22 protein-coding genes are annotated in these 23928 nt (G+C 37.9%); 2 read left to right on the top strand and 20 right to left on the bottom strand.

Annotated elements, in window-relative coordinates:
• Window positions 1-138: 138 nt before the first annotated feature.
• From pyk to OZX60_03070, 3 genes are all read right to left on the bottom strand, one after another.
• Window positions 139-1641, bottom strand: a complete 1503-nt coding sequence (pyk, locus tag OZX60_03080; GenBank protein WEV45870.1) for a pyruvate kinase — start codon at window positions 1639-1641, stop codon at window positions 139-141.
• A 75-nt stretch (window positions 1642-1716) separates the two neighbouring features.
• Complete coding sequence (gene pfkA / locus OZX60_03075) at window positions 1717-2679, bottom strand: 6-phosphofructokinase (GenBank protein WEV45728.1); 963 nt, start codon at window positions 2677-2679, stop codon at window positions 1717-1719.
• A gap of 81 nt (window positions 2680-2760) precedes the next feature.
• Window positions 2761-5871, bottom strand: coding sequence for a DNA polymerase III subunit alpha (locus OZX60_03070; GenBank protein WEV45727.1), 3111 nt, complete (start codon window positions 5869-5871; stop codon window positions 2761-2763).
• 129 nt (window positions 5872-6000) lie between these two features.
• Between OZX60_03070 and OZX60_03065 the strand changes: the two genes are divergently transcribed.
• A complete protein-coding gene (locus OZX60_03065) occupies window positions 6001-6177 on the top strand; it encodes a YjzD family protein (GenBank protein ID WEV45726.1) in 177 nt (58 codons plus the stop codon).
• 34 nt (window positions 6178-6211) lie between these two features.
• Here OZX60_03065 and OZX60_03060 read toward each other — a convergent pair whose 3' ends face one another.
• The gene (locus OZX60_03060) at window positions 6212-7822 is read right to left on the bottom strand and encodes a CTP synthase (GenBank protein WEV45725.1); all 1611 of its coding nucleotides are present in this window, start codon (window positions 7820-7822) and stop codon (window positions 6212-6214) included.
• 205 nt (window positions 7823-8027) lie between these two features.
• Here OZX60_03060 and OZX60_03055 point away from each other — a divergent pair, with 205 nt between their 5' ends.
• Window positions 8028-8267, top strand: coding sequence for a GlsB/YeaQ/YmgE family stress response membrane protein (locus OZX60_03055; protein WEV45724.1), 240 nt, complete (start codon window positions 8028-8030; stop codon window positions 8265-8267).
• A 386-nt stretch (window positions 8268-8653) separates the two neighbouring features.
• Here the strand turns inward: OZX60_03055 and OZX60_03050 are convergent, their stop codons facing one another.
• The 16 genes from OZX60_03050 to OZX60_02975 all read right to left on the bottom strand — a co-directional run bounded on the left by OZX60_03050 (window position 8654) and on the right by OZX60_02975 (window position 23809).
• Window positions 8654-9622, bottom strand: a complete 969-nt coding sequence (locus OZX60_03050; protein ID WEV45723.1) for an ETX/MTX2 family pore-forming toxin — start codon at window positions 9620-9622, stop codon at window positions 8654-8656.
• A gap of 128 nt (window positions 9623-9750) precedes the next feature.
• Window positions 9751-10434: a hypothetical protein gene (locus OZX60_03045; protein ID WEV45722.1), complete on the bottom strand. Its 684-nt coding sequence runs from the start codon at window positions 10432-10434 to the stop codon at window positions 9751-9753.
• A gap of 139 nt (window positions 10435-10573) precedes the next feature.
• The gene (locus tag OZX60_03040) at window positions 10574-11119 is read right to left on the bottom strand and encodes a TIGR01440 family protein (GenBank protein WEV45721.1); all 546 of its coding nucleotides are present in this window, start codon (window positions 11117-11119) and stop codon (window positions 10574-10576) included.
• Window positions 11110-11577: an ECF transporter S component gene (locus OZX60_03035; protein ID WEV45720.1), complete on the bottom strand. Its 468-nt coding sequence runs from the start codon at window positions 11575-11577 to the stop codon at window positions 11110-11112. Before OZX60_03035 ends, OZX60_03040 begins: the two co-directional genes overlap by 10 nt.
• Window positions 11567-12340, bottom strand: a complete 774-nt coding sequence (locus OZX60_03030) for a bifunctional hydroxymethylpyrimidine kinase/phosphomethylpyrimidine kinase (GenBank protein ID WEV45719.1) — start codon at window positions 12338-12340, stop codon at window positions 11567-11569. Before OZX60_03030 ends, OZX60_03035 begins: the two co-directional genes overlap by 11 nt.
• A gap of 24 nt (window positions 12341-12364) precedes the next feature.
• Window positions 12365-13123, bottom strand: a complete 759-nt coding sequence (gene truA, locus OZX60_03025; protein WEV45718.1) for a tRNA pseudouridine(38-40) synthase TruA — start codon at window positions 13121-13123, stop codon at window positions 12365-12367.
• A 121-nt stretch (window positions 13124-13244) separates the two neighbouring features.
• The gene (locus tag OZX60_03020) at window positions 13245-13769 is read right to left on the bottom strand and encodes a DUF308 domain-containing protein (GenBank protein ID WEV45717.1); all 525 of its coding nucleotides are present in this window, start codon (window positions 13767-13769) and stop codon (window positions 13245-13247) included.
• 127 nt (window positions 13770-13896) lie between these two features.
• A complete protein-coding gene (locus tag OZX60_03015) occupies window positions 13897-15015 on the bottom strand; it encodes a DUF2961 domain-containing protein (protein WEV45716.1) in 1119 nt (372 codons plus the stop codon).
• Window positions 15015-16988, bottom strand: coding sequence for a glycoside hydrolase (locus tag OZX60_03010; GenBank protein WEV45715.1), 1974 nt, complete (start codon window positions 16986-16988; stop codon window positions 15015-15017). Before OZX60_03010 ends, OZX60_03015 begins: the two co-directional genes overlap by 1 nt.
• Window positions 16989-17131: 143 nt before the next feature.
• A complete protein-coding gene (locus OZX60_03005) occupies window positions 17132-17953 on the bottom strand; it encodes a PTS system mannose/fructose/sorbose family transporter subunit IID (GenBank protein WEV45714.1) in 822 nt (273 codons plus the stop codon).
• Window positions 17950-18759 carry a PTS sugar transporter subunit IIC gene (locus OZX60_03000; protein WEV45713.1) on the bottom strand — a complete coding sequence of 270 codons (810 nt, stop codon included), beginning with the start codon at window positions 18757-18759 and terminating at the stop codon, window positions 17950-17952. The genes OZX60_03005 and OZX60_03000 overlap by 4 nt, the downstream gene beginning before the upstream one ends.
• Before the next feature lie 38 nt (window positions 18760-18797).
• The gene (locus tag OZX60_02995) at window positions 18798-19292 is read right to left on the bottom strand and encodes a PTS sugar transporter subunit IIB (protein ID WEV45712.1); all 495 of its coding nucleotides are present in this window, start codon (window positions 19290-19292) and stop codon (window positions 18798-18800) included.
• 12 nt (window positions 19293-19304) lie between these two features.
• Window positions 19305-19736, bottom strand: coding sequence for a PTS fructose transporter subunit IIA (locus tag OZX60_02990; GenBank protein ID WEV45711.1), 432 nt, complete (start codon window positions 19734-19736; stop codon window positions 19305-19307).
• A gap of 28 nt (window positions 19737-19764) precedes the next feature.
• Window positions 19765-21249, bottom strand: coding sequence for a PTS transporter subunit EIIC (locus tag OZX60_02985; GenBank protein WEV45710.1), 1485 nt, complete (start codon window positions 21247-21249; stop codon window positions 19765-19767).
• 40 nt (window positions 21250-21289) lie between these two features.
• On the bottom strand, window positions 21290-22708 hold the full coding sequence (locus OZX60_02980; GenBank protein ID WEV45709.1) for a family 43 glycosylhydrolase: 1419 nt from the start codon (window positions 22706-22708) through the stop codon (window positions 21290-21292).
• Window positions 22709-22828: 120 nt separating this feature from the next.
• Window positions 22829-23809, bottom strand: coding sequence for a LacI family DNA-binding transcriptional regulator (locus OZX60_02975; protein WEV45708.1), 981 nt, complete (start codon window positions 23807-23809; stop codon window positions 22829-22831).
• Window positions 23810-23928: the final 119 nt, after the last annotated feature.

The raw sequence follows: 23928 nt of genomic DNA, 5'->3' as shown, positions 1-23928 counted from the left end.
ACTACATTACTCCTAGAATATTAATGAATAGCTTGGGTCAATTTTATCATACTAGGAGGTAAAATAAAAAGAGTAGCCAAATTTATTTATAAATAAAAAAACATGACCCGAAAGTCATGCTTTTTTTATCTTTGATGATTAACGAACAGTGCGGATACGCATTGTGTTAGTACGTCCTTCACCTACTGGTACACCTGCAACGATAACAATGTTATCTCCTGATTCAACCATACCTGATTTACGAGCTACTTCTTCAGCAACATCGTACATATCGTCAGTTGATCCTGGACGTTCAGCTACTACTGGGAATACTCCCCAGTTAACCATTAGAGATTTTTGGATTTCTTCGTCAAAAGTGATAGCTAGGATATCAGCATCTGGACGGTATTTAGAGATTAAACGAGCTGTGTTACCAGATTCAGTGATAGCCACTACAAGTTTGATGTCCATGTTAGCTGTAGCATCTTTAACTGCTGAAGCAACAACTTCAGTTACAGTTGAACGGTCGAAGTCTTCTGGGTTAAGACGTCCGTATTGACCTAGAAGGTTTTGAGCGTTTTTGTCGATAGTTGCCATAGCGCGAACTGATTCAACTGGATATTTACCGTTAGCTGACTCACCTGAAAGCATTGTAGCATCAGTTCCGTCGATAACAGCGTTGAATACGTCAGATACTTCTGAACGAGTTGCACGTGGTTTGTCAGTCATTGTTTCAAGCATGTTTGTTGCTGTGATAACGAAACGTCCAGCAGCGTTAGCTTTAGTAATGATTTCTTTTTGGTAAACTGGAACCATTTCAAATGGTACTTCGATACCCATGTCTCCACGAGCGATCATGATACCGTCAGAAACTTCAAGGATTTCGTCTAGGTTGTCGATACCTTGTTGGTTTTCGATTTTTGGAATAAGTTTAACGTTAGTGTTTCCAGTTTCTTCAAGGATAGCACGAACTTCGTTAACGTCTTTTGCAGAACGTACGAATGAGATCGCGATGAAGTTGATTCCTTGCTCAAGACCGAAACGGATATCAGCGTTATCACGTTCAGCAAGTGCTGGGAAAGGAATTTTAGTGTTAGGGATGTTAACACCTTTTTGTTTAGCGATGATTCCGTCGTTTTGAACAAGAACTTCAAATTCGCGAGTTGCTGGGTCTTTAGCTTCAACAGTAAGACCTAATTTACCATCGTCAACAAGGATAGTTTGTCCAACTTCAACGTAGTCGAAGATATCGATTCCACCAGCTACGTTAAGAGCGATAGTACCTTCAGTTGATTTGATTCCTTGCTCAGTAGCTACACGTAGTTTATCACCAGTTTTGTATGAATATTCTTTAGCGTCGCCTTCAAATAATTCTGTACGGATTTCTGGACCTTTAGTATCAAGTAGGAAACCAACTTTTTGTCCAGCAATGTCTTCTGCAAGACGTACAGTTTTCATGCGTTCACCTTGTTCAGCGTGATCACCGTGTGAGAAGTTGAAACGGAATACGTTAGCACCTTCTTCGATTAGTTTAGCAATGTTTTTTGCACTTGCTTCAACGTCTAGTGATTCACCCCAGTAACCATCTTCACCAAAGCGTTTTCCGCCACGGATTTCAACAGCTGGTCCAAGTGTTGCAACGATTTTAACACGTTTATTCATGTTTTGCATGTTTTTGAATGCTCCTTTTTCTTGTAAAGTTAAAGTTTATATATAAATATTATTTATATAGCAATTTTAAGAAATTTCTTGACTAAGCTTGTATAATGCTTTGTCAGCTTGGTGTTTGTGGTTAGTAAGTGTATCAATGATATCACGTGCTACTAAGGTATCTCCATCAACACCAATGGCAAGTCCACCCTTGTCTTCTTTAAGAAGATCAACAGCGTATGCTCCCATACGGCTTGCAAGAACGCGGTCACGAGCAGTTGGAGCTCCACCACGTTGCATGTGTCCAAGGACAGATACACGTAGGTCACCAACATCACCTTGTTCTTGAAGTTTTTCAGCAAATTCTTCACCACCCATAGCACCTTCAGCTACAACGATGATATTGTGTTTCTTACCACGTTTGTAACCTTCTTTGATACGACGAGCAATGTCTTCAAAGCTAAATTCAACCTCAGGGATGATAATTTCATCAGCTCCACCTGCAATACCAGCATTAAGAGCGATGTCGCCAGCTCCACGACCCATAACTTCGATTACGAAAGTACGGATGTGGCTACGAGATGTATCGCGGATTTTATCGATTACATCAAGGGCAGTATTAACTGCAGTATCGTATCCGATAGTGAAGTCAGTACCTGGAATATCATTATCGATAGTTCCTGGAACTCCCACAGCTGGGAAGCCGTGCTCAGTAAGACGCATAGCTCCGTGGTAAGATCCGTCACCACCGATAACTACAACACCTTCGATACCGTGTTTTTTCAACTGCTCGATACCTGCAAGTTGACCTTCAGGTTCCTTGAATTCAGGGTAACGAGCAGAATATAGGAAGGTTCCACCTTGAGATAACTTATCAGCAACATCTTTAGCTGTTAACGGGAAGATATCGCCAGCAACCATTCCAGCGTAACCATAATTAATCCCGAAAACTTCCATGCCTTCAAATAGTCCTTTACGAACAACGGCACGGACAGCTGCGTTCATTCCAGGAGCGTCTCCACCACTGGTTAAAACAGCAATACGTTTCATTAATAAAATTCCTCCATCAATATTTTGACCATTAGTATTATAGCATTATTTATCTCATATGTCCTAGTTTTTAACAATTAATTATTTGTAAATCGCTTTCAAAATGTAGGGTGATAGTTTTTTGTCTAGTAAAACGTTTTCTTCAATGGTAATTTCCAGTTTTTTGGTCATCCCACTGTCTTGCCAGTGAATAATTACCGGTACAAAACCAGGAAACTCCCTTAAAATAGTCGCAAGCTGTTTGTTATGACTTTGGTCCTTAACATTTAGCCATAAATTTTTTTCGCTCTTAAAGCCTTTGATTATTTTTTGAGCGACCATTTGAAGGTTGCCATTACGGGTATTTACTTGACCATTTATCAGATAAACCCCTCCTTCTTCAAGGATCTTCCGGTAAAGGCGGTAGTTTTCTGGAAAAAGGGTTACATCTAAATCACCTGTTGGATCTTCGACCTTCAAGAAGGCCATCTTCTCCCCTGTTTTTGTCTTGTGCTCCCTAAGACTTATCAGTTCAACTAAAATAGATACATCACGCGCTTCAGAAATACTATCAATACTTGTTACCTCACCCTTATAAGAGGCTCTAATATCAGCCAATGGATGGGGGGTTAGGGCAGCCCCTAAGATTTCTGCTTCAAAATTGTAACGCTCTAGTTGGCTGTAATCTTCATAATCCATGTAAGAAAAACTTAGGGCAGTTGTCGCAAATAAATCAAGTTGAATGGTCTGACTGTAGTCAATTAGTTTGGGAAGGTTTTCAAGTAACTTTCTTCTATTGGTATCAAATAGGTCAAAGGCGCCAATTTGAATCAGGGGATTTATCTGGGCTGTTTTTTGAAAATTATCTGGGAGTTTTTTGATAAAATCACTAAAGTCCTTATAAGGCCTATGATTAATAATATGAAGGGCCAAATCCCTACTGACTCCCTTAACATTCTTAAGTCCCAGATAAATTTTTCCGTGGGCTACCTTGTCATAATAAGGCATGTCATTTATAGATAATCTTGTAAAATCCAGATGATTTTTCCTAGCGTCCTTTAAATACAAATCCCTTTTACCATCTTCTAAAAGGACCTCGTAAAAAACTTCCTTATAATAGGTCTTAAAATAGGCCAATTGAACCGCTAGAGCCGCATAGGCATAGGCATGGGATTTATTGAAACCATAGTTGGCAAACTTTTCAATTAGCTCATATATATAGAGGGCTTGATCCCTTGAATGTCCATTTTTTACAGCCCCTTCTATAAAGTCTTCCTTGAGGGCTTCAATCTCCTTCAAATTCTTCTTAGATATGGCACGTCGTAATAAATCTGCCTTGGCCAAAGAAAAGCCTGCATAGATATTTGCAATTTGAATGATTTGTTCCTGATAGATCATAATCCCGTAGGTTGGTTCAAGAATAGGAGCAATTGACATATCTGGATAGGTTATTTTTTCTAAACTATGTTTTCTTCTAATAAAGCTATCAATGTTTTGAGAGGGACCTGGTCTGAAAATTGATGTGGCACTAACAATATCATTAAAGGAATCCGGTTGAAGCTTCCTAAGCATCTTGAGCATTTGAGGATTTTCAAACTGGAAAATCCCCATGGTATTTCCCTCCCTAAAAAGGGACAATACTTCCTGATCCTCTAGGTCTATTTTAGTAAAGTCAATTTTTTTACGGAATCTTTCTAAAACCAAGTCCCGCATTTTTTCAATAAGAGAGAGGTTACGAAGACCTAAGAAGTCAATTTTTAAAAGGCCAATTTCCTCAACGATGTGGGCATCATATTGGCTGATGGCCAGATTATCACCTGGAGCTAGGGGGATGTAGTCTGTTAAATTTTTCTCAGAAAGAATAACACCTGAGGCATGAATAGAGGTCTGCCTTGGAAAACCTTCAATTTTTTGGGCCATTTCATAGACCTTTTGCAGGCGAGGGTTCCTAAAAATCTCGTCTCTTAGGCGATTATTTTTAGCATACTCTTCCTGTAAACCATCCCTACCCGTGATTAACTTAGTAAGACTTATGGCTTCATGATCTGGAAGGCCATAAGCCTTGGCTACGTCCCTCAAGCTTTGCTTGGCGCCAAAGGTTGAATAGGTAACAATTTGGGCTGTGTGCCCCTTGCCGTATCTTTTGTCAACATAAGTTAAAAGCTCTTCTCTCTTGTCTTGGGGAATATCTAAGTCAATATCTGGCATGCTGTTTCGTTCAGGATTTAAAAATCGTTCAAAGAGAAGGTTGTTTCTAACCGGATCAACATGTGTAATCTGAAGGGCATAGGCTACAAGGGAACCTGCGGCAGATCCCCGACCCATTCCCGTATAAATGGAATGATTGCGGGCATAACTTAAAATATCTGCAACAATTAAAAAATAATCATCAAAGCCCATCTTATGGATAACAGATAATTCATAATCAAGTCTTTCCTTGTAGCTGTCGTCAACTCTTCCTAGCTGTTCATTAAGCCCTGCATAGGCATCTTCCCTTAATTCAAGTCTTGCCTCCTTTTGAGGATTAAAATTTGGTAGGGGTAAATTAGATTCCAAATCATAATTAATGGGGGCAAGAAGTTCCCTTAAATTTTCAAGGCTTGCAGGAAAATGACTTGAAAAATAATCTGAATAAGCTAGCCTATCTTTGAGGTATTTGGTATTTTCATATAATATGCTCTCATCAACAATACTTCCACTTTTAATGGCTGAAAGAAGATTTATCGTTTCAATCTCATTTCGGTAAAGGTAGTTAATCTCAGGCAGGGGCAAAAGCGGATAGGGAGAGGTCAAATTCTTAGGACTATCTAAATCAATCCTAGTGTATATCTTGGGCGCATCAAGTTCAAAACCTTGGGGTAGAACAAGGGCTATCCCATCAAGAAGTTCGGTAAACTCTGAAAATTCCCTTCTTTTATAGTTATACTTGGTAGAAATTTTTAATAGATTTTTATAGCCTCTAGTGTTTTCTGCAATAAAACAAATATCAAACGGTAGACCATCCAGTAAAAGGCCAAGCTCAATCCCAATCACAGGCTTTAGGCCCTTCTTTTTAGCCTCCTTTATGAAAGAATATGCTGCGTGCAAATTTCCAAGATCCATAAGTCCTACATACTCATAATTCATGTCATGAGCCAGGTCAATGTAAGCCTTGGGATTGATAGTACTTGATAAAAAACTATAAACTGATTTCACATTTAAAGGGGCAAACATAGTCTTCCTTTCCGTTACTGAATTACTTGCTCAAAGCAAATCTTTATGTTAACATTATAGCGGAATTTGAGGAAAAATGCTGAAAGTATTTTCCAGTATTTTTAAATGATTTGTAGAAAAGAGAATGTTATGAAATTTTTTACAGTGCTTTTTTGGGCTTTAATCTTAGGGCAAGTTATGGGTTACATCTTAAGTGCCCTTCAAGGAACTCCTGATGATTTTAAACTTGTAGCCATTGTTTCAGCAGCTTTTGCTGTTGTTGTCTACATCATCGGAAGCCTAATCAAACCTATGAAGAAGGCTTAATTGCAAAAAAATAAGGACCTAGGTCCTTATTTTTTTATTTTTCTTCTGCGTTTTCAACCGAAGCTTTAATGAAGGCTTTGAAAAGCTCTTCTGGACGGTTTGGACGGCTTGATAATTCTGGGTGATACTGGCAGGCTACGAAGAATTTCTTATCAGTGATTTCAACAATTTCAGCTAGACGGTTGTCAGGAGACACACCTGAGAAGACAAGTCCTGCTTCTTCAAATTGCTCACGGAATTTATTGTTGAATTCATAACGGTGACGGTGACGGCGTTGAACAACCTCTTGATTGTTGTAAGCACGTGCTGCCATACTATTTGCCTTAAGTTTAGCTGGATAAAGTCCAAGTCTTAGAGTTCCACCCATATCTTCGATATCCACTTGGTCACGCATAAGGTCAATAACTGGATAATTTGTTTCTGGATTTAATTCAGATGAATCAGCTCCCTCAAGATTTAAAACATTTCTTGCAAACTCAACGCAGGTTAACTGCATTCCTAGACAGATTCCAAGCATTGGAACATCATTTACACGAGCATATTCAATGGCTGCAATTTTTCCTTCAGTTCCACGTTGACCAAATCCACCAGGAACGATAATTCCATCGGCATCTCCTAGAAGAGTCTCAGCATTTTCACGAGTAAGTTCTGCTGCATTAATCCAGTTTAGATCAATCTCTGTATCATTTGAGTAACCGCCATGTTTAAGGGCTTCAACAACTGAAAGATAAGCATCAGGGAGTTCTACATACTTACCAACAAGAGCAATTTTTGTAGTTTTCTTAAGGCTCATAACGTGATCAACCATGTTAGTCCAATCAGTCATATCAGCAGCTGGTACGTCAAGTTTCAAGTGGTCACAAACGATTTGGTCCATATCTTGAGCTTGAAGATTCAGTGGGATTTGATAAAGGTGTTCAACGTCCATAGACTCAATAACTGCTTCTGGTGCTACGTCACAGAATTGAGCTAATTTATTCTTGATTCCTTGTTCAACAGGCTCTTCTGTACGAATAACTAGCATGTCCGGTTGGATTCCAAGACCACGAAGTTCTTTTACAGAGTGTTGAGTTGGTTTAGTTTTCATCTCTCCTGCTGCCTTAAGGTAAGGAAGAAGGGTTGTATGAACGTACATTACATTGTCACGACCAACATCAGCCTTCATTTGACGAAGGGCTTCAAGGAAAGGAAGAGATTCGATGTCACCAACTGTTCCACCAACCTCAGTAATGATTACATCAGAGTCAGTTGTAGTTGCTGCACGTTTGATTTTTTCCTTAAGGGCGTCTGTAATGTGTGGGATTACCTGAACTGTTGCCCCAAGGTACTCACCACGACGTTCCTTACGTAAAACCTCTGAATAGATTTTACCAGTAGTAACGTTTGAATACTTGTTAAGGTTAATATCAATGAAACGCTCATAGTGACCAAGGTCAAGGTCTGTTTCTGCTCCATCATCAGTAACATATACCTCACCATGCTGATAAGGGCTCATTGTTCCTGGGTCGATATTGATATATGGGTCAAATTTCTGAATGGTAACCTTAAGACCACGATTCTTTAAAAGTCTACCTAAACTTGCTGCTACAATACCTTTACCAATTGATGAAACCACACCACCTGTAACGAAAATGTATTTTGTCATAACTTCCTCTTTCTTATATTTTACAATTAAGGGGATAAAATAAAAAAATTAGCATCCCCGGGGGATGCTACTGTCTGACCTCAAATAGAGGTGCCCGAATTATATACTACCCTAAATTACACAAATGGTCAATAAATAAATCTTCAAATTTGTTATTTATAGGGAATTGTAATATTATGTAATAAAGAAAATGGAGGAAAAAGATATGATCTGGTCACTAATAATCGGAGCTTTAATCGGACTCGTTGCAGGAAAAATTACCAACCAATCTGACAACATGGGAGTCATTTATAAAATTTTCGCAGGTCTTGCTGGTTCTTTTATCGGCCAAAGATTATTCGGAGATGGTGGCTTCAAGCTTGCCGGAATGGCAGTTATACCATCAATTATTGGGGCAGTTATCCTAATAATTGTTATCTCATACTTCACAGATAGAAGAAACTGATTCTCAAAGTAAAAACCATGTTGAGTATAAAATACCCCAAGGTTGAATGGTAAATCATTCAACCTTGGGGTATTTTTTATTAAATTAGCTTACAGAGATAAAGTTATAATTTATAAAATGATTAGTGCTGAAAACATCAGCACAGGGTTTACCAACGATTTTTGGAAACCAAAGATATTACTCAATTAATGTCCCCTAAACGTATAGTCCAGATGATAAAATTCTGAGAACAACTAGAAAAACTATAATCGCTTGCTACAATAGGAAACAAATTAAAGTAAAATTAAAAGAACTTAGTCCTGTATAATACAAAACTAGGTCCCTTAATTAAATTAATCATCCAACTTTTGAGTCATACTATGTTGCTCGGTTTTTTATACTATGGTCTAGTTAGTGGAAACCATATTTACAAGGGCACTTTCAACTAGAGGTGCATTGCTTTCACCATTGGTGATGTCATAGACATTTCTAGTAAGTCCATTTACATATTCAGCAGTAAAGCTCCCTGTTCCCCAGATCCTAAAGGCCTCTGCTCTTTTTGTTATCAACCACTTGTCTTCTCCCTCCCACTTTTCGGCTCCTGGAAGTTCGTTTTCAAGTTCGCGCTGAACTCTGATGGCAGAGTAAAACTCATATTTGCTGGTTCCAGTACCTCTTGGCTTGTAAGGGAGCAATCCTTCCACTTGGCTGGTAAGTTTAACGTCCCCGCGGGCGACTCCTGTATTTACCAACCACTCAACCTTGTATTTTTTTCCCGCAGGAATGTACAGCCTATCCTGAGTTACTATCCAATTTTTAGTGCTTGTGGTCGTCAAGGGTTTAATGCTGTCATAATCGTACCTTGCATTAATTGATGTTGATCCATCCATCTGGAAGGGTAGCTTCAGCTCCTTTTCCACCTGATACGCGACATTTGTGGTCCGGTTAGTCATCGCGGTGACTGAGTCCTTATAATTAAAATTGAAAACAGGGGTGGGAAGGGTATTATCTGCCCCACTTGTGTTTGAAAACACCTGGGTACGGACCGCGCTAGATTTTCCCTTATTTACGGATATCTTATCATTTTCAATAACTACAGGTATGGTATAACGGATTGATGGATTGGTTTGATTTGCTGAGAGTTTATCATCAGGTGAAAGCTCCCCAGACTTAATCATATTGCTATTTAAGATAGCTGAAAGAGCCTTCAACTCCTCCTTGAGAGTTTTGTCCTCATAAGTTGCCCGGCTGTCAATTTCAGAAAAAGGTGCATTTGAATCATTAGCACCATCTTCCAAAGCCAAGGTAGGCTGAACAAAAATTGTTGCTGATAGACTCAGCAGACCGATTGCCACTATCTTTTCTTTTTTAAACACAAATAATCTCCTTTTCAAAGATGATGTAGAACACCCCCAAAATTGAATGATAAATCATTCGACTTTTGGGTTATATTACAGGGAAATGGTTTTTTGTTTTATAAAATAATTTCCTTTAAAACAAAATATTATTTTGACTCTTCTACTGATTCAGCAACATTTCCAGCAAGCTCAACATCATACTCGTATTCAACTTTGTCCTTGTCTCCTACTTTGCCCTTGAAGTCAACCTTGATTTTTTCAATGTTTGCTAGATCATCAGATTCTGATTTCTTGAATTTAAATTGGATATTTCCTTCCTTACTACCCTTTTTAAATTTACTAATCAGGCTTGTAGAGAATTTTTTAGCCTTGATTTCTGTTCCATCCTTTAAAACAATAACGGCATCTTCTGGATGAATGCTAATCTCCTCATCTCCAGTATTTTTCACCTTATAATGAAGGGCTAAAGCGCCTGTATATTCATCCTCATCATCTTTTTCTTTAAATTTATCCGTCTCAACAACTTTAGCCTTATCAATTGAAAAGTCAACATTATCCCAACTACTATTGGTATAGTCAACATCAAAGGTATAAGTACTTGTGATTTTTGGATTTTTACCATCTACAAGCACATCCTTAAATTCACCTACAGTTGAGAAATCCTCCTCACCGCTTATTTCCTCTACCCCAGATACATCGGTTGAAGAAATAGAAGCATCACTTTCTTTAACAAGAACTCCTTCACTTGTTTCCTTTTTTGAACACCCTGCAAGTCCTGCTACTAGTAAACCCGCAGCAAAAGTCATAGCTAAAACCTTACGCTTATTCATCCTTTTCTCCTCATATTCTTTCAAATTCATAAGTAAATTCCTACCCGCTTATTCTATCAAATTGTGATAAATATTACAAAAAAGAGCTTACTTTAGAGAAAGAAATAATATAAGGTGTTTATAGATGCATTCAGGGAAGTTAAACTGAATAAGTCGCCCTTTGACCTCCGATTAATTTAGGCCTACTTGTAAGAGCCGTCACATGAGCAAAGCCCAGTTCTTTTAAAAGAGGTCTAATAGGGATTTGCACATGCTTTATATGCATACCGATACTTGTATCCCCAATATCAAGACCTGCAAAGGCCTGAACATATTCTACTTCTACAGGATTCTTAAATAGTTCATAAGCCGCAACCTGACCACTTCCCCCGGCATGAAGACTTGGGAGCACTGAAACAATCTCAAAGTTGTTTTTAAGAGCTACTTCTTCCTCCAAAAGAATGGCCCGGTTTAAATGTTCACAGGCCTGAACCCCTAAGAATATACCTCTTGAACTAAGTTCCTCGTAGATTACTGAAACAATAACCTGACCTATTTCCTTACTTGAGTCCTTTCCAATATGAGCTCCTTTGACCTCACTTGAAGAAAGACCGAGGACAAAAAGCTGACCTTCTTTAATGGCTGACTTTTCAATTACATCCTTAATTATTAATCTGGTTTCATCTGCAAGTTTGTTTAAATCCATTTGATACCTACCTTATCAATTATTTTATTTAAAATTAAAGCCCCTAAAATCCCTGCTACATTCTGTAAGATATTAGTTGAAATACCTGATAAAGCTGTAGGAAGGTTGTAAATCAAAAGGGTGGCCAAGAAGTAACCAAGAACCATGAAGGCTGAGGCTAGCACAAAGGTAATTTTATGGGGTTTATAGGAAGCAATGAATCCTTGAAAACCGTGAATTAGAAGGGAGAAAATCATCCACTGGGGATACCCTGCCAAAAGATCTAGTAAAAAGGCTGCAAGACCACCTATCAAAAAGACATCGGTTTTTGAGGACAATCTTAAGGCTGCAAGGAAAATCCCAGCGTCAAGCAAGGTAATAAAACCACTTGATGTAGGTAGTGGAATTAATAGGAAGCTTGAGATCACCACTAGTAGTGCTATATATATGGCCATAAAGGTAATTTTTTTAATTTTCATGTTTTCCAAATACTCCGTATTCATTTGAATTTTTTATTGCCTGATAGACATAGTCCTTAGCATCTTTTACAGCATCTAGAGCTTTTTTACCTAAAGCTAAATTTGCTGCGATACTTGCTGAAAAAGCACAACCAGCACCAGTATTATTGGCTTTAATTATATCCTTGTCTAAAAAGTAAAAATCAGCTCCATCATAGAAAAGATCCAGAGCTTCTTTTTCAAGTAGCCTTGTCCCTCCTTTTACAACCACATTTTTAGCACCTAAGGCATAAAGCTTTTTAGCAACCTCTACCATATCAGAGGGATTTTTAATCTCCATTTGAGCTAAACTTTCAGCCTCTAAAAGATTTGGGGTAATAAGATCAGCCACTGGCAGCAACCTTTTATTCATTTGTTCAGCAAGACTTATGACCTTCTGATCCTGACTTTCCTTAAAAACCAAAACTGGATCAACTACAATTTTAGTTCCTTCTTGTTTTTTAAACTCCAAAAAGTCAGCTGTTAAATCAAGTAGTTCTTGACTAGGAAGGAGGCCTACCTTTATCACATCAAGATGAACATCTCTTAAGCTATCTAGCTGACTGGCAAATAAATTTGAATCAATCTCTGATATCATCAAACTTTCACCGTCCACAGTCACAATACTTGTAAGAACAAGAAAGGAAAATAGACTGTAGTTGTTCATTGTCGCAAGATCTACTTGCAAGCCTCCCCCGCTTAAGATATCACTTCCAGCTATGGTTAAAGCCCTTTTAATTTCCATAAAATCTCCTTATCTCTTTTACCTCTAATCTTTGTCAATATACCTAACTTCTTTTAAATATAAACCTTCTGGGGCGGCGGTTGGTCCCGCTAAATTACGGTCCTTTGATTGCAGTATTTTTTCAACCTGACCTATATCCATCCGGTTATTACCTATCTTAAGAAGAGTTCCTACCATATTTCTTATCTGTTTATATAAAAAACCGTTGGCTGAAAAAGTAAACTTAATGGTCTCCGCATCAACCCTTGAAACCTCTGCTTGGGTAATGGTTCTAACCTTATCTTCCACACTGGTCCCACTGGCCGTAAAACCTGTAAAATCGTGTTGACCCAAAAGATATGAGGCAGCCTCCTGCATCCGCTCAAGGTCAAGTGGATAGCGGAAATGAGCCATAAAATTTCTCTTAAAGGGATTTCTTGATTTTGCTGTATCTACAAGGTACTCATAGGTTTTTTCATGCTTGTTGTATCTAGCATGAAAGTCCTCATCGACCTCTTCAACTGAAAGTACCGCAATATCTTCTGGTCCCTGGGTATCTAAAGCAAAGCGAATTTTTTCAGGATCGCGCTTTCCTGGTAGATCAAAGTGGACAACCTGAGCTATGGCATGGACTCCAGCATCAGTACGGCCACTACCATAAACAGTAACTTCTTGTCCTGAATTTATTTTTTTTAATACTTTTTCAAGCTCTCCCTGGATGCTTCTAACCTCCTGCTTGGTTTGAAGCTGAAAACCTGAAAAATTTGTTCCATCATAGGAAATTATTGTCTTATATCTAGTCATCCTTCTATTATAGCAAAAAAAGAGGAGAATCTCTTTAAAAGTCATATCCCAAACTTTCCTAAATTTTAAAAACAAAAAAAGATATGTAGCTAAGCCACATATCTTTAATACTATAGGTAATCTAGTCATCACTTGGGATTAAGAAACCGCTGACGATTGAGGCAACCCCTTGAGCAATAAGGAAGAATCCAACAAACCAGATGAATGATGCTGCTGAAACTCCCCAGTTAAGCAAGAGACCAATACCTGCATAAAGACCAAATACACCGATTAGGACATAAAGAATACGAGTGAATCCACCAATTCCAAGTCCTGAGAAGGCAATGGTCATGTTTGAAATAGAGATAAAGATAATCCAGAAGGCAAACATTAGAGCAATTGTATCAGCTCCTGTTTCCTTTGAAAATAGGAAGATTAATCCAACGATTCCACTTAGGAAGGCATTTAGGATTTCTCTACCACGAATCTCTTTTGAACCTGTATTATAGGCAATATAGATTGACACTAAAGCATTGATAACGTTTAAGATACCAACCATAAAAATAATTGCAACAAATGTATGCTCAGGATGTCCAAGAGTCAAGAACCCTAAAATTAGAAAGACAATACCTGCAATGATAAGCCCAATTTTTTCGCTTTTAAACATAGCATAACTCCTTTAATATTTTTTCAGACATTCAATAATCTGATGTTTAAAGAATAAACTAATTACATGTAAGTGTCAAAATAAAAGTCGCCCATTTGCTTATTTCACAAGCTTTTGATGGATATTTTTAACGAGGGAGACGGTCACGCTCACTAAACTCTCTTTTACCTTCACCAGATGCTTCAGTTGAGTACCAGTAGGCAACGCTTGAAACATCATCTTGACGCTCAAATAATCTTACATCATCATTACCAATTTGTTGGAGGGTAACTGTCAAATCCTTACTAAAACAAATAGGATCTTGAAGGTGCCAGCGGTAGAGCCCGTGCATAGGTAGGGCATCATCACCAAAAGCATGAACTGCATTTAATTTACCTGTTTCAAAACGATCACGGGTCGCATCTCTATTTGATTGGAACGGGTATCCTAAAAACGGAGTACAGTAATTTTTAGCATGCGGTCTACCCTGTTCGTCATACTCATGAAAGGCCCAAGCACCCCCAAAGTAGTCTTCTGAACCAGTAGATGTTACTGTAGGGTAATCGTCATCACCATCAATGTAGAATTTAAATTCACCCTCGCCCCACCAGTATCTTTCCAAACAAGTTAGGGCCAAATAAGTTCCGACATAGTATCCTTGCCCTTGCAAATTATCAATTAACTTATAATCCTTTTGCAATTCAGTTATTCTCTCGCGCTTCCAATTAGCATGGAAATACATGGTATTGTCTTCCAGTTCTTCAACCAAGGCATAATTAATTGTATAAAAGAATGAGGTCATATCTTTTGGATGAAGGTTTTCAATAGTAACTTTTGCTGATTTATTAAATGGCATTTCAAAATATGAATTAAAACCACCTGTAGGATTTACAACAATTGGCAGTGAGTTAATATCACACCTCTCCCCAAAACCATTACAGAAAAAATCGCCCAAAGGACTTTCAACTGCAGGTTCAGCTGATCCGTCCCAGTAAATTCTTAAAATCAAATCCCGTAAAACAAAGCTTCCAAATTCTGTCTTGTCCCTGATAGTCATCCACATATGCTTGATAATTCCTGGACCAGTAATATCAGCGATAATTGTTTCCTCACCAGACTTCAAAGGAATGGCTCCTCGTCCCTTTCTGCTCGGTCCTAGAGAACTAGGAAGCATGGCAGCTTTCCCCTTCTCACCTGTTGGGTTTTCAGGTGTTATTGCTCGACTTTGAATTTTTTTAAATTTTGTTATTTCATTTAATATGCTCATTAGTTTTTCCTTCTAATTTTTATACTATTATCTTTTTTAAAGTTTAAAACAGTGCTATCTGAATAAATCTCAAGTGGTGTTTCTGATAAATTAAGTACTTCAATGTAGTCCCTACTACATTCAATTGATACATAGGCTTTCCCTATATGAAGATTCTTCCAAGTAAATTCCAAGTAGTCAACTGGATTAATTTTTAAGGCCCCTTGCTCAAAGCTAAGACCAAAATATTGGGTTAACATAGTACTTACAAAAATTCCCGATGCCCAGGCACATTTCCCGCAGCCAAAATCTCTAACCACATCTCCCTTAGATGCCTCAAGTTTATATGGCCACCACCACCAAGATCCATCTAAGTCTGCCAGGTTAAAAAGTTCCTGCAATCTCCTAGAAAATTTATCTTTTTCTAAAAGAGAACTCATTAGCACTGTAGTAAATCCAGGGAAGGTTGCACCTGATTCTAACCCCCATGTTATACCTTCTATGTCTTCACTATAAGTAGGGTTAAATTTACTAGCAGTAAATTCTAAGGTCTGCTTGTAAATAGAATCCTCCTGGGATAAAAATTGGTAGAAGGGAATCAGGGTAGTATCTGACTCTTCTCCATCATGCATTAATAAATTTATCTGCCCGTCTTCTATGACATCACTTAAAAAGATTAAACCCTGCTCTAAAATTGGCTTTTGATAGTGTTTGATACTATATTTATCCTTTTCAATATCGCCTATACCCTCGAGGAATTGCCTACCAAAGGGGCCATCTGTTGTCATATTTTCTAAAATTGAATTTTTTAAACAATCTGCCAGCTTCTGGTAATGAATTCCTTTTTCCTTCATATCTAAAGCTAGTAATATTTTAGAAACTCCTTGGCAGGCCTTCCATAAGCAAATATTGCTTCCCGTATGATATTTTCCTAAAGAGAAGGCATCAGAAATCCAGGTGGACTGAAATAAGAAAGGATCTTCTTCATTTTTTTGACTTATGACCGTATCAATAATATTTGTAATAACTTCTAAAACATGAGTATGCTTTTTAAAGAATTCTAAATCACTCGTATATTCAAAATATAGGGTAGATAAAAGGGCGCTAGATAAAGAATTACTGAGGGAGTGGTTTATGCCTCCTGGAAATTTTGATCCAGGAAATTTCACTCCAAACTTAGTAAACCAAAGAATAGTTTCCTGACATAAATTTTCATCAAAAAAGATAAAAGGCAATGATGCGTAGTACATATCCTTGTTCCAAATCCTATTTGTAGCTGGGTAACTACCCCAATTGCTACCTACCATTTTGGAACCACTGTCCATTCCAAAGCTTGAAAAACTTTGATAAAGTGCTCTCCTATAAAGATGAGCAAGCTTTTCATCTTCTAATTTAAGATCCCCGTAAATTCCGTCAAAATAATCAAGGGTATCATTAAGCCACTGGTTAAGGTCTGCATCCTTAAAAGACTCAGACTGTGCATAGGAATTTGGATCCACCAAGGCCACAGAGTATTCACCACTCTCGCCTGGCTCGATTTCTTTTTCTGAAGCCTTATTAAATATTAAAATATTCTGTTGATCAGAATATTTTTTTTGATAGAGGGGAATATCCCTTAAGATTGCCTTTATTTTCTTACCACTGGTATTGACTATAAAGACCTGCTCAATCAGCATACTTAATCTTTTGCCTTCTGTAATTGGGGCAAAAGGAACAAGATATACCGTAAATTTTGGATAGGAATGAATAAATCTAGGCAGACTATCTTTAATAATATCTGCTGTGACTAAATGATCTGGTTTAGATAGATCATAAATAACTCCGTCTACTTCAAGAGTTAAAGAAATATTTGAAGTTTGGGACAATTGTTTATTGACCCAAACTCCAGGTTTCTCTTCTGTTAAAAGGTTCTCCCTATAAAAGGTAAGCATTTTAAGGCTACCATAGGCATCAAAGTTAGCTAAGGTCTTTTGATTACTAACATCAAAACTCAATCCTTCAGTCGAACCTAAATCTGTGTAGTAACTAAATTTATTATCGCTAGTAACCTGCCCTAATTCATTAACTTCAATATTGAAAAAAGGATGTTTTTTTAGATTAATAATTGATTTGATAACAGTATTTCCTTCCTTAGTTCTTAAGCAATTTTAAGCAATGAAAGGATGATCCCTAGAGCAACTATACCAAAGATAATTTTTATGATTCCAACTTTTTTATCTAGTAGTTTGAAACATCCTAGAGTAACTAATAGTGGGATAATTCCTTTAAAAATGCTGTCCAAAATCTCCTGAACGCTCATAAGCTCTTCACCTTTCATAGAAAAACTTAGAGTTGTATTGAATTTGACCATACTAATTGTCATGGCTCCCACCATGATTAGACCTAAAATACTTGCGGCCTTTGTTAGAATTTCAATCAAACCATTAGCATATAATTTTTCGATATATTTTGATCCAAGAGAGTAACCCAATATTCCACCGTAATATCTTGTAAGGTAGTTGGGAACGTTAAACATGATCAAGAAAATAATAGGAGCTAGGACATTTCCTGCATTTGCAAGGTTTATCGCTAGACCTGCACTAACCACTCGCCATACCCCCCAAAAGAGAGAGTCACCAATACCTGCAAGTGGTCCCATTAAACTGGTTTTAATGGCATTAATACTTTCAACATCAAATCCTTCTTTTTCAGAATTTTCCTTTTCCATTGAAGCAGCTATCCCCATAATGAACGAAGCACAGGGAACTGTTGTTGAAAAATACTGAGTATGACGTTCAAGAGCAGCCACACGGTCTTCTTCATTCTTATAAAAATGATTGATGAATGGCATCATTGAGTAGGAAAATCCTCCTCCTCCCATGGTTACGGGATTAACAGATGCGTACATGGTCATAGAACGCCAAAACATTTTTCTAACTAATTTTTTTTCATCCTTAGAAATACCTTCAGTTAATTTCATTGAAAGAAATCCTCCTCTTCTTGATTACCGCTAACAGTTGTAGCTTGTCCCTGTTGAGCAGGGCTAGCCTGCATACCTTTCAGTTGTAAGTCTCTTTGAGCCATCACAATTGCAATGATTGTTCCAATTGCAGCAATGGCAATAAGTGGTAATTCAAAGTAGGCCATTACAACTGCACCAAAGAAGAACCAAACTGCCAGATTTTTACTCCAAAGCATGCGAAGCAACATAGCCATACCCACAGCAGGAAGGAGGTTACCAGCAACAGTAAGTCCATTCATAATAACTGGTGGAATACTATCTAGAACAGTCATCACTACATTTGCACCAAATAAAACTGCAAAGAATGGAATAAGTGCGTATAGGCCGTAGTGAACAAACCAAATTACATAGTGTAGTTTTACTATTCCTTTTTCATCACCCTCTTTTGCCAGTTTAAGGAAGTTTGTTGCCATCGGTCCACAGACGAATGAAAAAATCATATTAAGTAATTGTAAACCTAACACGGCAAGCGGGAATACGATTGGAATTACCGCATCAACATTACCTCCCATTTTAATGGCAAAAGCTGTTGCTAGACCTGCTGCTAAAGCAGGTTCAGCTGTACTTGAAATACCAATATTTACAACTCCCATAAATATGGCTTCAAGGGATGCCCCGATGATTAATCCCGTCTGGATGTCTCCCATTAAAAGCCCTGCAAGAGGCGCCACTACTATCGGGCGGCTTAACATGGACATCCCAAACATCTCATGTCCTGCAACCCCAACAAATACAGCTAGGGCCACTACAAATGCATCATACATATTATTATCCTTCTCTCCTTTTACTTAAAATAAATATTTTAATGACTGCTTAAAATTGCTTTTGCTGAATGTTTTTCCATTGCAGGTGTCGGTTGGAAAACTGTTTCTGGATATATTTCGACCAATTCCTTTAAGCTATCAAGTTCTGGCTGGGTAAGCATTACTTCTTTTGTTAAAGTTACTTTTTCTTCACTTGGCCCTGACATCTTTCCAGCATTTCCAACATTCATAAGTTCAACTTCTGTTGGGAAAGCTTTTGCGACCTTAACTGCATCTTTAACGGTCGGAACTAAAACCATAAGGTTCATCTGACTTGCCCTTGGATCTTCTAGTAGTTTAATTGCATCATCAACATTTTTAATAATTACTTTTACGTCTGAAGGCGCTGACATTTTTAAGGTCATCTTTTGAATATCATTGTTTGCTGCCTCATCACTTGCTACAACAAGACCTGTTAATTTTAAGCTTTTAGTCCAAGTCATAGCTACTTGCCCATGTATTAAACGTTCATCAATTCTTACTGCTTTAATCATAATTATCTCCTTTTAAAAAAATACTTCTTCTTCGTCTTCTTCAGCTACTAAATTAAGATCCTCTAGGATATTAACTGTCAACTCCTGCTGACTTCTTTGGACTATTTCATTAAGGCCTTCTTTGGTTAGATCTTCTCCTGCAAGTAGAACCTCCAAAATAACTGGTAAATTCATTCCTGAAATAATATTTGCAGCTAGACCTTCCTCAAGGCACCTTTTGGTAATCTTTTGATTAACACTACCACCAAATAAATCAGTAAAAATAAAGATTTCATCTTCATTTGAAACTGAATCAATAAATTGATTCAATTCTTTTTCAAAATCATTGTCGTCAACATAAGCATCGATAGCTACTATTCCATCCTTTATACCAGCTAAGAGCTCGATACTACTTAATAAACCGCTGGCTAGCTTTCCGTGACTTGCTATTAAAATTTTTCTCATTTTTAATTCCTTTTCTATCCACCCACAATCAAACTACTGCTTTCCTAGCTTTATTTGCTTGGAGGGAATTTTTTGTATTCTTGTTTTTAGATTTTTTATGTTTTCCTTCAGGGATAAACTGTTTGTACTTGTCATATGACAGGATAAATATAATTGGTAAAGTAAAGGCAACCAGGTTTCCTAAAATATAAGGGAGAACTGGATTTGCGATTGTAAGTCCTGGAAGAACTGTCAGGCCTTGGCCAATTGCTTTCACATCAAATATCTTCATAACAACACCCCCAAATCCTGCTCCGATGAATGAGCAGACAAAGGGTACAATTGAATATTTAAGATTTACAGCAAAGATTGCAGGCTCTGTAATCCCAACAAGGGTTGGTACAAAACTCGATAGGGCAATCTCACGATCTTTAGATTTCTTCTTAAATAGGAGATACATTCCAATACATCCCCCACCTTGGGCAATGATTGATACTGACCAAATGGGCTGAATATAGTTAAAACCAGTTGTGGCAATTAGATTTGCTTCAATACCTTGAATGGCATGTTGGGTTCCTGTAACTGTCAGTGGCTGCAAGGCTGCAGCAAAGACAAAGGCTCCAAAGACTCCCATTTTCATGTAGAGGAAGTCAATAATTCCACCAAGAACTGCTCCAACAAAGTTACCCAGAGGACCAAAGACCAAGAAGAGGGCCAAATTGGCTAGAATAATGGTTAGGGTTGGGACCAAGATGTAAGACAGGGCCTGCGGCGAATACTTACTGGTCAATTTTTCAACCTTAGCCAAGAACCAAGAGGTTAAAATAGCTGGGAAAACTCCGCCTTGGAAACCAACCATTGGAACACTTAGACCAAAGAGGTGCCATGAATCAGGAGTTAAAGCCCCACTTGCCAAATCATTTCTATTGGCAAGTCCCGGATGAATCATTACAAATCCGACCAGAAGACCCAGAATAGGATTTCCTCCAAAACGCTTGGTAGCTGAATACATGATAAGAACAGGCAAGTAGTCAAATGTTGTTGCAATGATTCCAAAGAAACTGGCCAAATCATTTAGGAAGACACTCTTATCAGCTAAGGTTCCCTCCATGCCAAAGATTCCAGGAGTAGTAATTAGGGAACGAAGCCCTAAAATCATCGCTGCTCCTATGAAGGCCGGGATAATAGGAATAAAAATGTCAGAGAAAATCTTAAATCCTTGTTGGAGTTTATTTCCTGAGTTACTTACTCCCTCGTCCTTCATCTGCGAAAGTGAGACTTCCTTTACACCTGTCAGCTTAACAAATTCATCATAGGCTTGATTAACAGCACCTGCTCCAAAAATTATTTGAACCTGGCCACTATTAAAAATTACCCCCTTAACCCCTTCGATGGATTCAAGGGCATCATAATCAACCTTATCATTATCCTTTAATATTAATCGTAAACGTGTTACACAGTGGGTGACACTCGTAATATTTGATTTACCACCAACCTCAGCTAGTACCTTTTCAGCAATCTTTTTATAGTCCAACTTCTACTCCTTCTCTTTGTCAATTTAAGTTTTTACCAACCTACTTAACAATCCTATTTGAAAAGTTTATATCCCTTGCTAGCAGACAACCATTAGTTGCAGTCAGGCTAATTGCTGACCCAAATTGATTGTAGACACGCACATTTAAAGCAACTCCGTCAATATAAAGTGTCATGATATTATCGTCTACAATGACCTTGATAGTATAAGAATTACCTGCCTTGAGATCAAGTGGTCTTCGTAAACCTTTATCCATATATTGGAACCACGGGTAACAAGGATTTTTATCAAAACTTAAGTAACTTTCATCAAGATTAAAACGGAATTCGTAAGATTCGTCTGTTTCAAGATTTTTATAAAATCTTAGGGAGAAGTCACTTAGATTTTCATCAAAGGAAATAGTTGTTTCTAAGCTGAAAAACTTACCACTATCTTCAACTAGCACTACCTCTTCCCGAGTATCAACTGTTAAGATTTCAACATTCTCTAATTCCTTTTTATCAGTGAAAACTTCCCAAACCTCATCAATTGGCTTAACTCCGAGGGTAAAGTCCTCTCTTTGATAAACTTCATGAGGAACAAAGGTTCCACCCCATAGGTAGTTGTTCATGTCATCATCCTGATCCTTGGTTGGTACCCAACCAAAGAGAACCCGGCGTTTCCCGTCAAAGGCTGTACGACCTGCATAGTAAGCACGACCATCAAAGGCTTCATCCTTTGGCTTAATCCAAGGGCCTTCTAAGCTTTGACTCATCCGGTAAAGAATCTTATTGCCATCAGAGTATTCAGAGTAGACCAGATACCACCAGTCGCCAATCTTAAAGAGTTCAGGCATTTCAAACATGGTGTAAAGTCCTGGGGCCCAGAAGTCGCCGCCAAATTTCCAGTCCTTAAGATCCTTAGAGGTAAATTTTACCAGGCGACCAGTTTGCAGGTGCTTGTCTTGTCCCTTACGAGCCCCGAGAATTAGAAGATATTCTTCTTTTTCATCATCCCAAACAACAAATGGATCGCGCCAGTTACGAATATCGTAGCCTTCTTGTGGTTCAAGTTCTAAAGCTTTTTCTGATTTTGTCCAATGAACAAAATCATCACTTTCAGCATGAAGAAGAACCTGTGAGGTTTTCCCTTCCTTTAAAAATTCACGATTGTAACCTGTATAGAAGGCATGAATTTTACCATCAGCTTCAAAAACTGATCCTGCATAGATGAATTGATCCCGCTCATCATCTGATCCCCTTAAAAGTGACTCACCAAAATCTTCATATTCAATAAAATTTTCTGTTGTAGCTAGTGCCCAACCAAAGGGTTCACCGAAGGGACCTGGATTTCTTGTATCTCGTTGATGGTAGATATAGAACTTCCCGTCCTTCCCGTAAGGCATGATGTCTCCCACCCAAATATCTTTTGGCTGATAGTAAATTTCGTGCCCATTACTCACCCTAGAATTCTCTTTCATTTTCTCTCCTTTTTATGAAAACGTTTTATTTACAGGTTCAGTATATAGCAACCGGTTTCATATGTCAACCCGTTTCATAAAATTTTTTCAAAAAAACTGGATTGATAGAACAAATCCAGTTTAAGCAGTTTTATTTTTAAGAAGTTTAACTGGCAAAAGAAGGTCATCAGTTTCTACCTGGCCAGAAATCATATTTAAAAGTTTTTTCACAGCGATTTCAGCAATCAAACCAATGGGCTGTTCAATCGTTGTCAGTTTGGGATTATAAACCATGGTTTCTTTAGCCCCATCAAAACCTACAAGTTTAACCTCATCTGGTACTGATCTGGATAAATCTTCTAAGTTTTTGAGGGCTAGACTTGCTAGCAAATCGTCTCCCGCAAAGATTCCATCAATTTCCTGGTGGTTAGCCAAATAATCACCTATAATCTGATTCTTACTTTCAATACTATCAGTAAAGGGAACCTCTAAAATGTGTTCTTCAAGTTTGTTGGCAGCCATTATATTCTTATAGGCCAAGGTTCTACTGTTTGCTGGCAGTTTAATCTTACTATTTCCCCTAATACATAGAATATGCTTGCACCCTTCTTCAATTAGAAGGGTGGTAGCAATTTCTCCGCCCCTATAGTTATCACAAGACACAGTTATTGTTCCCTTGCCAAGACTTCTATCAATAGCAACTATTGGAAGTCCCGGAATATTATAGTCGTCAATATTGTTATTATGGGTTCCCACAATAATGCCGTCAACCTGATTCTTCCTCAGCATGCTCAAATAAGCCTTTTCCTTTTCCGGATTATTTAGGCTATTACACAAAAGAACCTTGTAACCCTGATTTGAAAGCTCAAGTTCAATACTTTGAATAAGCTCAGCATGGAAGGGATTGGTAATTGTTGGAAAAATAAGCCCCACTGTATAGGTTTCATTTTTAAAAAGAGCCCTGGCCAGTTCATTAGGATAGTACTGTAATTTTTCCATGGCCTCTAAAACCTTAGTCTTAGTCTCCTCACTGATATAGCCCCTATTGTTTAAGACCCTTGAAACAGTTGTTGGTGATACCTGGGCTTCCTTTGCTACCTCCCTAATACCAATTTTCTTCATTCCTTTACCCGTCAAGCTAACTTGCTTTCCTTCCCTTTTTACTATATTAAACTTAAGTATAACATTATATTAGGCCCAATCGAAATATTAATAATAAAAAAACTGAATCCCTTGTCAAA

This window comes from Streptococcaceae bacterium ESL0687 (genome assembly GCA_029392475.1).
GTDB lineage: Bacteria > Bacillota > Bacilli > Lactobacillales > Streptococcaceae > Floricoccus.
This window is presented reverse-complemented; position numbering and strand designations above follow the sequence as displayed.

Bases quoted from the DNA above. Each gene is read 5' to 3' on its own strand.
- pyk (WEV45870.1), bottom strand. From the start codon at position 1,641: ATGAATAAACGTGTTAAAATCGTTGCAACACTTGGACCAGCTGTTGAA.
- pfkA (WEV45728.1), bottom strand. From the start codon at position 2,679: ATGAAACGTATTGCTGTTTTAACCAGTGGTGGAGACGCTCCTGGAATG.
- OZX60_03070 (WEV45727.1), bottom strand. From the start codon at position 5,871: ATGTTTGCCCCTTTAAATGTGAAATCAGTTTATAGTTTTTTATCAAGT.
- OZX60_03065 (WEV45726.1), top strand. From the start codon at position 6,001: ATGAAATTTTTTACAGTGCTTTTTTGGGCTTTAATCTTAGGGCAAGTT.
- OZX60_03060 (WEV45725.1), bottom strand. From the start codon at position 7,822: ATGACAAAATACATTTTCGTTACAGGTGGTGTGGTTTCATCAATTGGT.
- OZX60_03055 (WEV45724.1), top strand. From the start codon at position 8,028: ATGATCTGGTCACTAATAATCGGAGCTTTAATCGGACTCGTTGCAGGA.
- OZX60_03045 (WEV45722.1), bottom strand. From the start codon at position 10,434: ATGAATAAGCGTAAGGTTTTAGCTATGACTTTTGCTGCGGGTTTACTA.
- OZX60_03040 (WEV45721.1), bottom strand. From the start codon at position 11,119: ATGGATTTAAACAAACTTGCAGATGAAACCAGATTAATAATTAAGGAT.
- OZX60_03035 (WEV45720.1), bottom strand. From the start codon at position 11,577: ATGAAAATTAAAAAAATTACCTTTATGGCCATATATATAGCACTACTA.
- OZX60_03030 (WEV45719.1), bottom strand. From the start codon at position 12,340: ATGGAAATTAAAAGGGCTTTAACCATAGCTGGAAGTGATATCTTAAGC.
- truA (WEV45718.1), bottom strand. From the start codon at position 13,123: ATGACTAGATATAAGACAATAATTTCCTATGATGGAACAAATTTTTCA.
- OZX60_03020 (WEV45717.1), bottom strand. From the start codon at position 13,769: ATGTTTAAAAGCGAAAAAATTGGGCTTATCATTGCAGGTATTGTCTTT.
- OZX60_03015 (WEV45716.1), bottom strand. From the start codon at position 15,015: ATGAGCATATTAAATGAAATAACAAAATTTAAAAAAATTCAAAGTCGA.
- OZX60_03005 (WEV45714.1), bottom strand. From the start codon at position 17,953: ATGAAATTAACTGAAGGTATTTCTAAGGATGAAAAAAAATTAGTTAGA.
- OZX60_03000 (WEV45713.1), bottom strand. From the start codon at position 18,759: ATGTATGATGCATTTGTAGTGGCCCTAGCTGTATTTGTTGGGGTTGCA.
- OZX60_02995 (WEV45712.1), bottom strand. From the start codon at position 19,292: ATGATTAAAGCAGTAAGAATTGATGAACGTTTAATACATGGGCAAGTA.
- OZX60_02990 (WEV45711.1), bottom strand. From the start codon at position 19,736: ATGAGAAAAATTTTAATAGCAAGTCACGGAAAGCTAGCCAGCGGTTTA.
- OZX60_02980 (WEV45709.1), bottom strand. From the start codon at position 22,708: ATGAAAGAGAATTCTAGGGTGAGTAATGGGCACGAAATTTACTATCAG.
- OZX60_02975 (WEV45708.1), bottom strand. From the start codon at position 23,809: ATGAAGAAAATTGGTATTAGGGAGGTAGCAAAGGAAGCCCAGGTATCA.